Here is a 12,064-nt window from a genome sequence, read left to right as displayed (position 1 = left end):
TTAATTTAAAGCAACTACGTAGTTAATCCTTTCCTTTTAGATGGGTAATCTTGGATCCCCCTTAATGACCTTAGCCACTATCAATGTTGATGTTCTCTCAACCTCCTCCATATTCATTATCTGCTCAAGTATCCTAAGAATCTCATCCTTACCACTAGCCCTAACCTGCAATACAAAGTCCCACTCACCAAATATGTAATAAACAATAGTCACGCCACCAATACTCGCCAACTTTTGGCCAACCTTCTCGTGGTAACCAGGACCGTACCTAGCCTTAACTAATACCACAGCCACATAATCCTTACCCATTTTCTCAGGGCTTAACTTGGCGTGACAGCCAAGTATTATGCCAAGTCTCTCAAGCTTCTTAATCCTATAGTAAACCGTTGATTTTGAAATCTTCAGCTTATTAGCCATTTCATCGAGGGTTATCCTGCAATCATCCTGCAACATCTTTAAAATTTCAATATCGGTCTGGTCTATCTCCTCGGTTATTGACATCAATGAAGTATCCAGTGAACTCATTTAAAAAACATTCGCTTGTTATAAAAATATTCATAACGCACATAACCACTTTACATAATTATCTTTTCCACATACCTATTTAGAGATCAATTAACCATGATGATGATCATAAAAGCGTAAATAATTCATGCATACTTAAACCCTGAAAAAACATGAATGCTATAGAGTAATTAATGAATTAATCAAAGAAAATGTTTTTATATTAGTTATCAACGATTGTTCAGCACAAAAGACCTTCTTTGGTGATGACCATGTCAAGTAGACAAACACCTGGATTGAGTAAGGATGAAACGGACGAGAGAATAAAGCAGGCCCTATATTACCTAACGAGGGTTGTTCAGGACATGGGTATACCTAGAAATATTAGAAGGGCCGCCAGTGAGGCTGTTAGGATATTAATGGACCCAAACATGAGCCCAGGCCTAAAGGCTTCAACGGTTATTAGTATACTCGATGATGCATTGGCGGACCCAAACATGCCACTTTTTAGTAGGGTTATTTTCTGGCAGGTAATTTCATTACTTGAACAGATTAAGGACTCAGTATAATTTAAGTCATGTCACTCAGTAAGTCCTTTATTAATCCCTTACCAAATAAGGTCTCAATCATTAACCTAGCACTAGCAATAACTTCCTTAGCTCTCTCATACTCCTCCTTCCAGGTTAAGGACCTCCTAGCAACACCCAGTTCAGCAGCCTTAACAGCAACAGCAGCAGCAACTCTTGGGTAGAAGTCCCACTCCTCCATCGTCGGTAGTATCTTGTCCTCACTCAATTTATCACCAACGAAATTCGCTATTTCCTGAGCAGCGGCTATTATCAATTCATCAGTTATCGTCCTAACCCTAGCATCCAGCGAACCTCTGAAAACGCCTGGAAACACCAGGGAATTATTCACTTGATTAGGGAAGTCGCTCCTACCTGTAGCCACAACCTTAGCACCAGCCTCCTTAGCCTCCCAAGGCCAGATCTCCGGTATTGGGTTTGCTAGGGCAAAGACTATTGGGTCCTTATTCATTGACCTAACCCACTCCTTCTTAATCACGCCGGGTCCCTGAACAGATGCTGCAACCACGGCATCTATCCCTACAAGAGCCTCCTTAATACCGCCCTTCCTCCTCTCAGCATTAGTCTTTATTGCTAAGTCATACTTCCAGGGATTAGTAAGCATTAGTTTATCCATGTCCTCTCTCTCAGGGTGTAGTATTCCCTTACTATCAACGAGTATTATATTACCTGGCTTAACACCGTACTTAATCAATACCCTGGCAGCGGCTATGTTCGATGCACCAGCGCCTATGAATGCTATTGTTGAATCCTCGATCTTCTTACCAACGACCTTAAAGGCATTTATTAGACCGGCCAATATTGCACCGGCTGTTCCCTGTTGATCATCATGCCAAACAGCAATCTTCAGCTCCTCCCTTAATTTCTCGAGTATGTGGAAACACTTTGGTGACTCAATATCCTCTAGGTTAATACCACCGAAGGCAGGTTCTATTGTCTTACCAATATTAACAATATCGTCCTGCGTCTTAACCCTTACAGGTAATGGTACTGCATCAACACCGCCAAGGTACTTAAAGAGGAGCGATTTGCCCTCCATGACTGGCATCGCCGCCTCTGGACCAACATTGCCAAGCCCAAGTACCCTACTACCATCAGTTAAAATCGCAATTGCGTTCCACCTCCATGTGTACTCAAAGGATTTATCAACATCCGCATTTATCTCCTTTGAAACCGCAGCGACACCCGGCGTGTACCATATTGAGAAATCCTGTAAACTCCTAACGGGTACCTTCGGTAATATCATTATCTTCCCCCCATACCTTCTTGATGCTTCAATGGCTATCTTAAACCATTTACTTGACTCCTCGCTCATCGCGAAATGCACAACTTAAGGATTTATATTGATTTCTGAATATGAATTCGGCAATTGATCAATATAGAAATTATATGAAAAATATTCAACTGAATACAGATTCATTAATTCAATCCTTAATTACATGAACACTTTCCCTAGGTATTAAAAGTAAAACCTTATCGCCAGGCTTGAAGACACTACTCGATATTGCCGTTAAAGACAGGTTATTACCTATCGAAACCAATAATTGATACCCAAATCTACTCCTAATTACCTCATTAACAACACCCCTAAGCACATTATGACCATCAATATTAACACCTTCATCCCTAGCGACCCTAATCCATTCCGGCCGTACACAAACATAAACCTCACCATCAACGTACTCATCAATACGTAACTCAATCTCATTACTAAGCCTAACGATACTGCCCTCCGCAATACCTCTGATTATGTTTTGAAAACCGAGGAATTTAGCTGTGAAAACCCTGCTTGGTTTATTAAATACCTGCTCAGGATTTCCCTCCTCTATTATCCTGCCCTCCCTCATAATAAATACCTTATCAGCCAGTGAGTATGCCTCATCCCAATCATGAGTCACGTGAATTACCGTAATACCATACCTCCCAGGCAATTCCCTCAGCATAATCATTATCCTATCCCTAGTCTCTCTATCAAGCATTGAGAGAGGCTCATCCAGTAGTAGGACTTTAGGTCTAATAACGAGCGCCCTAGCCAACGCAACCCTCTGCTGCTCACCACCACTTAAATTAACTGCCCTCCTATTGAGCAAATAATCAATACCTAAGTCCTTAGCAATCTCCTGAATAAGCCTACGCCTATCCTGCCTTGGCACACCTCTAAATCTAAGCCCATACTCAATATTCTCATAAACAGTCATATGGTCAAAGACCGCGTATCCCTGTGGCACATACGACACATTACGGGACTCTGGCGGCTCCCTAGTCACATCAACACTATCAATCAATATATTACCCATACTAGCCCTATAAATACCTGCAATTACCTTAAGCAATGTGCTCTTACCTGATCCTGTTGGCCCAAGAACCACATTATACGTCTCACGCCCAAATACAGTACTTATGGGGCCTAGGGTAAAGTATCTAAGCCTTGTGACAACCCCTCTCAACTCAACCATGTTAGGCATGACCACCACCTATACTAATTAAGACCCTGTAGATTACGAAAATTACGAGAATAACCGCGACAAGAGCCGCTGAAAACTCCACGGCATTTACTAAACCAATACCTACGTAACTCTCATAGATATAGACAGAGGCTGGGTAAACAAGATTCTTACCAAATAGTACATAGTATGCAACAATAAACAGGGCACCAGCCTCAGAGACCGATCTTGCCCATGACAAAATGGCGCCGGTCGCCATCGACCTCCAGATTCTCGGGAGTATTACTGAAGTGAAGACTCTTAGTGGACTTGCACCCAGTGTTCTTGCGACAGCCTCCATCTCAGGATTTATCATTACAATTGATGACTCAACAACTCTTATGTAGTATGTCGATGAGAGGAAAGCCACGGCAGTTGTGGCCCCCCAAAGCGTATTTATGAAGTTAATACCGTGCGCCTTCAGGATAGAGCCAAGTCCGTAGTATGATGCGAAGGCCAATACAACCATTATTCCAACTATTATATGCGGTATCATTATTGGTATGTCAATCACAGCATCAACAATACTCTTTAGGTGGAAGTTGTATCGAGCCATTACGTAGGCTATTGGTGTCCCCATGATTATGGCTATTAAGGCTGATAGTGTTGACATGGTCACAGTAACCTCAATGGCCTGTATGAAACTCATTACGGATAAAGCCTTAGGTATCAATGGGAAACCAAGCACTATAAGTAGGGCTAGTGGGTATATTATGAGAATTGAGAAAATAAATACGGAGATTAGTAGGATTAGGATTATGGGTATGTTTGATTTTAATGAATGCATACCTTTAATTCCCTTAGCCTTGGCTTGGGAATATGGATGCATACTGTGGGTACTGGCTTAGGGGCGCAACAAAGGGTTTAATTGCATTAGGCACAGCGCTGTAATTACCATATACAATACCGGGTATTATGGGTACAATACCATTCTCCTCAAGTATCTTCTGACCAATTGGACTATAGAGCAGTAATAGGAAGTATTCAGCAGCCTGCTTATTTGGTGCCTGGAATGGTATTGTTATTGTGTAAACCACTGGATTGCATGCAAAGGTCTTTGTGACGCCATTCTCGGTCCAGGTAACACTAACCTGGTGGTAATAATTGACGTAACTTAGATTACCGAGGTTTACGAAAGGCGGTAATGTTATGAATACGGTATTGTGATAAGTCTGCGTTTGTGGTATTGCATTGCTCTCGTAGGCTGATAATATGAAGTCCACCTGCCCAGAGGTCATTAGTGTTAGTAGGTCTATCTCTGTATTCCTCATCATGTACTTACTTGGGTTTCCATAAATGGCGTTGTAGAGGTACGATGCATTATTAAAGAAAGCAAGTCCTGCGAGCTTAACGACACACTGTGCTTGGTAACCAGATGGATCCGTGAATGGGTTTGAAACACCAACTACAGTGCTTGAGTTAAGGGCTATTATCTGCCATATTTTCTGCCAGGTCTCGTTATACTGTGCAGATAATGGTGGATACGACTGAGCCTGTTGCCATAGTTGATAAACCTCCTGACCAGCAGTGGTGTTTAGGTCAACTATTATGACCATTTGTGTTATTCCAAAGGCTATCTCATAATTAGTGTAGTTGGGGAATAGTACAGAAGGTATTGTCGTAGTATCCGCAGAAGCCACAACACTGAATTGCTGAGTAGTTGCCTCAGTATGTGCAACCTCACCACTGCCCTTAAACATGGCAGGGGCTATCGTTATGCTTGGATACATGCTCTGCATAACATTAAGTATATCACCAAAGGCAAACTTTAGTGTACCAGCAGCACCAACTGCAAAGGGTGCCGTTGATACCGTAGTCGTAGTAGTGACGGGGGTAGTTACATTAGTTGTGGTGGTTACATTAACGTATTTAGTAACAGTAACTGTCTTAGGCGGCATTACTGCATAACCAATCGCTATACCAACCACAAGACCCACTATTAATCCAACGACTAACCAAACGGTTGTGCTCGCCATACACCTGAATCGATTTTTGCCTGTATTAAAGTTTTATTTTTTATCTGATAATTGATAATAACTTTCATTTTTAAATAAACTATAATCACTCTGGCGGTATCTCAGTATATGCCACAGATATGTCAATGCCGTATTTCCTAAGATTAACATGACGTGATACTAAATACACGATTATTCCTAGTATTACTGCGCCGAGTTCTACTCCGTAGGCCAGCCAATTACCACCCCAAATCTGTGGATAGGCTAGGAATTCATATGTTATGTATGCCATTACGCCCACCATCAATACACCAAATACTGTTAAGATTGCCCTGGACCTACTACCCATATTGAATGATGAGTATCTAAGTGTTGCTATTATGATAGCGGCGATGCCAACGACCATATAGTATATTATTGCCTCAACAACAGCACCGTACAATGCTGTAAATGTATTATAGATAAAACCAGCTGCGGCTATTAACGCTGCCGTTATTACCAAGTCAAATGTATGCGCGTATATTGGTGTTCCGAATCTTGGGCTTATGTAGGCGAAGAGGCTTGGCCAAACCCTATCAAAGGCAAGGGCAAACCAATACCTAACAACAACAATAGCACCATAAGCTAAAACCGCCAAGTACCAAACAACAGATGCGATGCCTATGAACCAACTTAATGCCACATTGTGTGAGGCAACCATTGCCACGGTCCAGAAATTAATAATACCGTTGAGGTTTGGATTTGATAATGCGGCTGTCACGAAATTAAAGCCCAGTGAATAATACATTGCCTCAAAACCGAGGGTCAGGAATACTAATGAGAATAGGAATGCCATAGGCACGTTCCAGTGAAGTGCGTTCTTACCCTTTATTTCCGTTGCTATTGCAGGCCCAGCATTTAACCATGGGTAGACGTATATTGCGAAGAAAGGTAGTAACATTAGTATTGTATTCATGGAGAAGAAAGGACCAGAATAACCATGAGCCACGCTCAGGTATGTATAACCGGGTGGTAGTAATGAGGATACTGCATTAATAACTTGGGCCTTGGGCATAATGAAGAGTATCGCCATGGCGATTAGCAATCCGAGCAATGATACTGAGGTTAATATAGTCATTAACTTAATACCATACTTAGTCCCTAGGATGTTTGTAAGCACAATTACCGCAAAGAAGACTATGCCTATGCCGACCTCTTGAATTGGTGTTAATGATACATTAATACCAAGTATTGGTAATACCGATTCTATTTGGAAAACCGCTGCAAATGCTATTAGTGCATAATACGTTAGGCTCTCTATTATAAAACCAAAAATAAGACCGTTTGTTAGCCATGCTAATTTTGACCCTAGAGCTCTGCCTAGCCATACGTAGTCCCCGCCAACCCTTGGTATGTGCCTAATTAGTGTTGAGTATACGATGACTTGGGGTATTGCGAATAATGCGGCTATTAATGAGGCATAAACAAGGTTCGCACCCGCCACAGTTGGTAGGGCAGCCAAAGTAAAACCAACAGTAGCCAAGGCAGCACCAATTGACATGTTGGCAATATTTATTGAAACGGCATCCCAAAAACCAGCCGACTTAACTAAACCCGTGGATTCCCTAACAAAGACTTGGTATTCCTTATCCATCATTATAATAGTTATTTTAAATAATTTATAAATTCTCTGTTCATTATTATCGTTTATTGTTTAATCAAATTATTAAACAATAGATTTAACGCATACTTTAAAAATAGTATGTATTATAAACATGCCGTGTTTGAAGTCGAGGTCAAGTATAGGGTTCCGGGTCACGATGTGATTAAGGAGAAATTGAAGGCATTAAACGCTAAATTTCTCGAACATACTGAGGAAACTGATATCTATTTCAATAGTCCAATAAGGGATTTTGCGAAGACCGATGAGGCGCTCAGGGTTAGGATTTATGGTGATGGTACTGTAGTACTAACGTATAAAGGGCCTCGTATTGGTGGTATTGGGAAGACACGTGAGGAGCTGAGCGTAACCGTTAATGACCTCGAAAGCCTTCTAGAAATCCTTAGGAGACTTGATTTTAAGGAGGTTGCTAGGGTTATTAAGAGGAGGGATATTTATAATTATGAGAATTTTACGATATACATAGACATTGTTGAGGGCTTGGGGAATTTCGTTGAGGTTGAGACTATGGTAAATGATAGGGAATTAATAAATAAGGCTACGGAGGAAGTTCTTCAGCTTGGTGATAAGCTAGGACTTAGGAGGGATTGGATTGAGAGAAAGACGTACCTTGAATTAGTACTTGAGAAGAATAGTATGAATAAACCTTAATAATCATGGCTATAGCATTAATTGTGCAATTTGATAATGTCATAATCATTGAGGACAGGTACAGGAATTATTATCCCATATCAATTAGTACACCGCTTAGTGACATAGTAATAGGTGGTCTTCGTTACTATGAACATATAGTACTGTGGCTCATGAGTCTAGGGTATGATGCTAATATCTACGTAATAACCCGCAATTACTTAGCAAAGTATTGGCGAGGAATTGCCGAGTCACTACTGACAAGGCTCAACATGAAGTACTCAATAAGGTACTTAGATAGTATTGAGGATATTAATGGCCCATCCCTCATAATTCACACATCATTAGTTCCACAAATAGACACATTAAATAAAATATTAAGAAATGTTAGTGCAGGGACTGAGGTTAGGTGTGACGATAGGGTATTAATTAATGTCGTGAATGATAGAGGTAATGAGACGAATAGGGACGTAATTAATAATTGTGATTTGCTAATGAATAATGGTATTTGGTCAGTAATTAAGTGGAACACGGAGTTACTCCGCAGTAATTCCAAGTATTTAATAAAGTTGCTTGGTAGTAAGAACCTGGATTCCGATATTTCAAGTAATGCAATTATTGATGAAAGGGCTGGTGATGTAATAACAATAAACTCCACAGTAGAACCCCTGTCCTATGTTAAGGGTCCTTCATTACTAGGACCTGGTTCTAGGGTATTGCCCCATGCATACATTAGGGAAGGCACTGTTCTATACATGAATAATGCCGTTGGTGGTGAGATTAAGAATTCAATAATGGACGTGAACAGCCTTAAGGAACACTTTAGTTACTTAGGTGATTCTTACGTGAGTAGGTGGGTGAATATCGGAGCTGGTTCTGTAACGTCTAATTTGAAAAACACTATTGGTGATATTAGGTATATGGGTATTGATACGGGCATGATTAAGCTTGGCTCAATAATTGGTGATTGGGTTAAGGTTGGGATTAATACATCAATAATGAGCGGCAAGTACATTGGGCAGGGAAGTAGTGTTGTTGGTTTTGTCCGGAATAATATACCACCATTTAATATGTGCATAAATAATGACTGTGAGAGGTTTAGGATTGATAAGGTTATTGAGGTTTACAGAAGATTTGTGGAATTAAGGAGGTCTAGCATTAATGAAATGGAGATTTCATTGATTAAGGCTGTTTATGACGCATCACTCCATGAACCTCCTCCTTAACTCTCTCTTTTCCAACTCATGAATTACGAGCACCAACTTATCAACGTCATTTATCTTTGGCAGGAACTCCTCAATATCATCAATCCTAACCCTACTTGACAATGCCAATACTGCTAATTTACCATGCTTACTAACTAGCTCTGCCGTCTTACCTATGTACTGAATTAACTCATTGTCATCAGACTTAGCCCTACCTTCTCTCCACCTCTCCACAATCTGCCTAATCTTCTCTTCATCAATCTTTAACGCGCCAAGTCTTTCCGAACCACACCTGGGGCACTTGGGTTTTTCTGGCAGGTCTTTGTTCCTAGCTGAACCAACCCAACCACAGTTAAGGCATACTAAGGTCATTGATTCATTTAGTAGCCTAGCCTTAACACTCTCCCTAACCAACTTGTCAAGTCTTTCCGGCGCCATTACCTCTAGTCTATGGCTTATCTTATCCACGATCTCCCTACTCATTGGGCTAAACTCACTCCTTTCCATCGTTATTAACTTCCTCTCACCATTAGCTAATGACTTTAGGAATAAGTACGTATTATCCAGGTCGAAGTCCCTCGTTAATACCTCCTTAAGGGTTTCCGTAAATACCGGCGACCCTCTATAAAGCTCTACAAGGTTCGTTATCGCTAAGTCACTTAATTCCCTGTCTTTCCTAATAACATTGAATCTCCGGGCAACATGAACAAACTTTCTCTTGAAAATACCAGTCCTTGTTATCGCCCTCATTGCATAGTCAATGAAAACCTTATCATCCATGTTAGCTATATCCATTATTGTGTGTACAATTAGTGTTGTGTCAATACCAGGCCTTGGCAATTGTAGGATAACGGCATAGGCATCCTGCTGAACACCAACTGGATAACCAAGTCTCTCAGTAAGTACCTCACCAAGTATTCTGGCTATTGTCCTGTTAACTAACGTACCACCATGCGTATACAATATTATTAAATCACCAACACGCTCAAGAAGAATGAGCCTATGCGATGGCATTGGAACACCACTTTCAAGATGCTCCATGACCCTATCAATAACATACTTAATAGTATCCCTAGAAATGCCTAGCTTCGTTGCGAAGACCTCACTGGTCGCTTCAGGACCAACCTTAGTAATGTAATTACTTATCTCCTCCTTAATACTACCAACATCCTGCGCGACCTCAAAGGGTACTGGAATCTCCTCACCAACCCACGATGGTATCGCACCAACAGTATCCTTAGCAGGGGCTACATAGATAGTTTCACCAACAATTTTCTGCAAAACCCAAACACCACCTCTAAACACGAATTTTACGCCGGGCTCCCCATACTCAGCCACAAAAGCCTCATCAAGTACTCCAATGGGTTCCTCATTGGCTTGGTTAATCACCAGGTAATGCTTCTCGTCAGGTATCATGGACATTTGGCTAAAGAAATATCTATACATTTCCCTCCTAGCCCTGAAACCACTTGGCTTAAGTACGACTCCCTCATCCTCAATGAAGTATGCAAGCCTTGGGTTGAGGACCTCACTCATGAACCTCAATACACCCTTAAGCTCCTCAACTGATAACTTCCTGTATGGGTAAGCCCTACTTATTAAATCATAGAGTTCATCAATGGGCCACCTATTCTTAATCATTAATAGGCTAACTATTTGATGAACAAGCACGTCATAGGGCTTATCAGGTATTTGCGTAGCCTCAAGAAGCCCAGACTTAGCCCTATTAATTATTGCCACAGCCTCAAGCGTATCATTTAGATCCTCAGTTATTACAACACCCCTTGGTACCTTATCAAGCCTATGACCGCTCCTACCAATCCTCTGAACAAGCCTAACCACTTGGTGAGGCGATAAGTATTGGATTACGAAATCCACACGACCAATATCAATACCAAGCTCAAGACTCGACGTGGCTATTACGGCCTTCAACTTACCGTCCTTAAAGGCCCTCTCCGTGGTTATTCTCGAAACCTTAGACAAGGAACTATGGTGTATACCTACGGAATCATAACCAAGCATGGCAAATCTATACATTAATAGCTCGGCCATTGATCGTGTATTCACAAAAACTATTGTAGCGCCATTCTTACTCACTAAGTCCCTAATGAGCCTAAGTCTTGCGATTGCATCTGGGTATAAATAAACGTTCTTAGCTACCTCCTCATCCTCACTCGTAGTTTCTGGACGAACCACATCCAGCTGCATCTCCCTAACAATACTTGACTGTACTATGTCACACTCATCGTCATTACCGACGAGGAATTTTGCAACCTCCTCAGGACTGCCAACTGTTGCTGACAAACCAATTATCTGAGGCTTCCTACCAATCAACCACTTAATCCTCTCAAGGGTTAAGGCCAGTTGTGTGCCTCTCTTATCCTCGGCAAACTCATGAATTTCATCCACTATTATCCACTTAAGCTTTGTTAAATGCTCCCTCAACCTCTTACCAGCTAGAATTGCTTGGAGTGTTTCGGGAGTTGTTATGAGCATCTGCGGCGGATCCCTACTTTGCTTAACCCTATCACTCTGATCAGTATCCCCATGCCTAACACCAACCTTAACACCGATTTTCTCACCCCACCAAACAAGCCTATCAAGCAGGTCCCTATTTAACGCCCTAAGTGGCGTAACGTAGAGTATGTATATACCCTTATCAATAAATTCGCCCTTATCCATACCCCACCTAAACATTGAGAGTACGGGCAGTACCGCGGCCTCCGTCTTACCACTACCTGTTGGTGCTATTATTAGTACATTACGACCATTAAGTATCCTTGGAATAGCCGATTTCTGGGGCTCCGTAGCCCTTAGGAAACCCCTCTCAACAAGTGCCGATTGAATTATAGGATGAAGTAACTTATAAACATCATCTAACTCCTTGACAGATACAGAAACTTCAGCACTATGGCTATTCATTGTACCAACACTATACAATTAACACCATGGGCCCTACCCATTTTAAACCATTTGCTTCAGTTAAAGTGAAAGTCAAAACCACGAAACTTATAAATAAAGGGTACATAGTATTTCATAA

Annotated in this window: 10 protein-coding genes; 3 read left to right on the top strand and 7 right to left on the bottom strand. The window is 41.3% G+C overall.

What is annotated here, in order from left to right:
- Window positions 1-36: 36 nt before the first annotated feature.
- Complete coding sequence (locus VMUT_RS09200) at window positions 37-501, bottom strand: Lrp/AsnC family transcriptional regulator (protein WP_013605145.1); 465 nt, start codon at window positions 499-501, stop codon at window positions 37-39.
- A 275-nt stretch (window positions 502-776) separates the two neighbouring features.
- Between VMUT_RS09200 and VMUT_RS09195 the strand changes: the two genes are divergently transcribed.
- Window positions 777-1,073, top strand: coding sequence for a stationary phase-response protein (locus tag VMUT_RS09195; RefSeq protein WP_048057271.1), 297 nt, complete (start codon window positions 777-779; stop codon window positions 1,071-1,073).
- Window position 1,074: 1 nt separating this feature from the next.
- Here the strand turns inward: VMUT_RS09195 and VMUT_RS09190 are convergent, their stop codons facing one another.
- The 5 genes from VMUT_RS09190 to VMUT_RS09170 all read right to left on the bottom strand — a co-directional run bounded on the left by VMUT_RS09190 (window position 1,075) and on the right by VMUT_RS09170 (window position 7,165).
- A complete protein-coding gene (locus tag VMUT_RS09190) occupies window positions 1,075-2,406 on the bottom strand; it encodes an NAD(P)-dependent malic enzyme (RefSeq protein WP_013605143.1) in 1,332 nt (443 codons plus the stop codon).
- Window positions 2,407-2,515: 109 nt separating this feature from the next.
- The gene (locus tag VMUT_RS09185) at window positions 2,516-3,556 is read right to left on the bottom strand and encodes an ABC transporter ATP-binding protein (RefSeq protein WP_052298538.1); all 1,041 of its coding nucleotides are present in this window, start codon (window positions 3,554-3,556) and stop codon (window positions 2,516-2,518) included.
- On the bottom strand, window positions 3,549-4,361 hold the full coding sequence (locus VMUT_RS09180; protein WP_013605141.1) for an ABC transporter permease: 813 nt from the start codon (window positions 4,359-4,361) through the stop codon (window positions 3,549-3,551). The genes VMUT_RS09185 and VMUT_RS09180 overlap by 8 nt, the downstream gene beginning before the upstream one ends.
- 13 nt (window positions 4,362-4,374) lie before the next feature.
- Window positions 4,375-5,550, bottom strand: a complete 1,176-nt coding sequence (locus tag VMUT_RS09175) for a substrate-binding domain-containing protein (RefSeq protein ID WP_013605140.1) — start codon at window positions 5,548-5,550, stop codon at window positions 4,375-4,377.
- A gap of 85 nt (window positions 5,551-5,635) precedes the next feature.
- Entirely contained in the window at window positions 5,636-7,165 is a 1,530-nt protein-coding gene (locus VMUT_RS09170; RefSeq protein ID WP_013605139.1) for an APC family permease, read from the bottom strand.
- A 123-nt stretch (window positions 7,166-7,288) separates the two neighbouring features.
- On the opposite strand from VMUT_RS09170, the gene cyaB reads away from it, so the two are divergent.
- Window positions 7,289-7,840, top strand: coding sequence for a class IV adenylate cyclase (gene cyaB / locus VMUT_RS09165; protein WP_048056994.1), 552 nt, complete (start codon window positions 7,289-7,291; stop codon window positions 7,838-7,840).
- 23 nt (window positions 7,841-7,863) lie between these two features.
- Window positions 7,864-9,045 (top strand): hypothetical protein, encoded by a 1,182-nt coding sequence (locus VMUT_RS12330; RefSeq protein WP_148224724.1) that lies wholly within the window; start codon window positions 7,864-7,866, stop codon window positions 9,043-9,045.
- On the opposite strand, the gene VMUT_RS09155 is transcribed toward VMUT_RS12330, so the two are convergent.
- Complete coding sequence (locus VMUT_RS09155) at window positions 9,022-11,946, bottom strand: DEAD/DEAH box helicase (RefSeq protein ID WP_048057268.1); 2,925 nt, start codon at window positions 11,944-11,946, stop codon at window positions 9,022-9,024. The genes VMUT_RS12330 and VMUT_RS09155 overlap by 24 nt on opposite strands.
- Window positions 11,947-12,064: the final 118 nt, after the last annotated feature.

It is taken from the genome of Vulcanisaeta moutnovskia 768-28, assembly GCF_000190315.1.
GTDB classification, from domain to species: Archaea; Thermoproteota; Thermoprotei; order Thermoproteales; family Thermocladiaceae; genus Vulcanisaeta; species Vulcanisaeta moutnovskia.
Note: the sequence above shows the minus strand (reverse complement) of the source record. Positions and strands in the feature narration are given on the sequence as shown.

What these genes read in the sequence shown, in the direction of transcription:
- VMUT_RS09200 (WP_013605145.1), bottom strand. Translation starts at nt 501, where the DNA reads ATGTCAATAACCGAGGAGATAGACCAGACCGATATTGAAATTTTAAAG.
- VMUT_RS09195 (WP_048057271.1), top strand. Translation starts at nt 777, where the DNA reads ATGTCAAGTAGACAAACACCTGGATTGAGTAAGGATGAAACGGACGAG.
- VMUT_RS09190 (WP_013605143.1), bottom strand. Translation starts at nt 2,406, where the DNA reads ATGAGCGAGGAGTCAAGTAAATGGTTTAAGATAGCCATTGAAGCATCA.
- VMUT_RS09185 (WP_052298538.1), bottom strand. Translation starts at nt 3,556, where the DNA reads ATGCCTAACATGGTTGAGTTGAGAGGGGTTGTCACAAGGCTTAGATAC.
- VMUT_RS09180 (WP_013605141.1), bottom strand. Translation starts at nt 4,361, where the DNA reads ATGCATTCATTAAAATCAAACATACCCATAATCCTAATCCTACTAATC.
- VMUT_RS09175 (WP_013605140.1), bottom strand. Translation starts at nt 5,550, where the DNA reads ATGGCGAGCACAACCGTTTGGTTAGTCGTTGGATTAATAGTGGGTCTT.
- VMUT_RS09170 (WP_013605139.1), bottom strand. Translation starts at nt 7,165, where the DNA reads ATGATGGATAAGGAATACCAAGTCTTTGTTAGGGAATCCACGGGTTTA.
- VMUT_RS09155 (WP_048057268.1), bottom strand. Translation starts at nt 11,946, where the DNA reads ATGAATAGCCATAGTGCTGAAGTTTCTGTATCTGTCAAGGAGTTAGAT.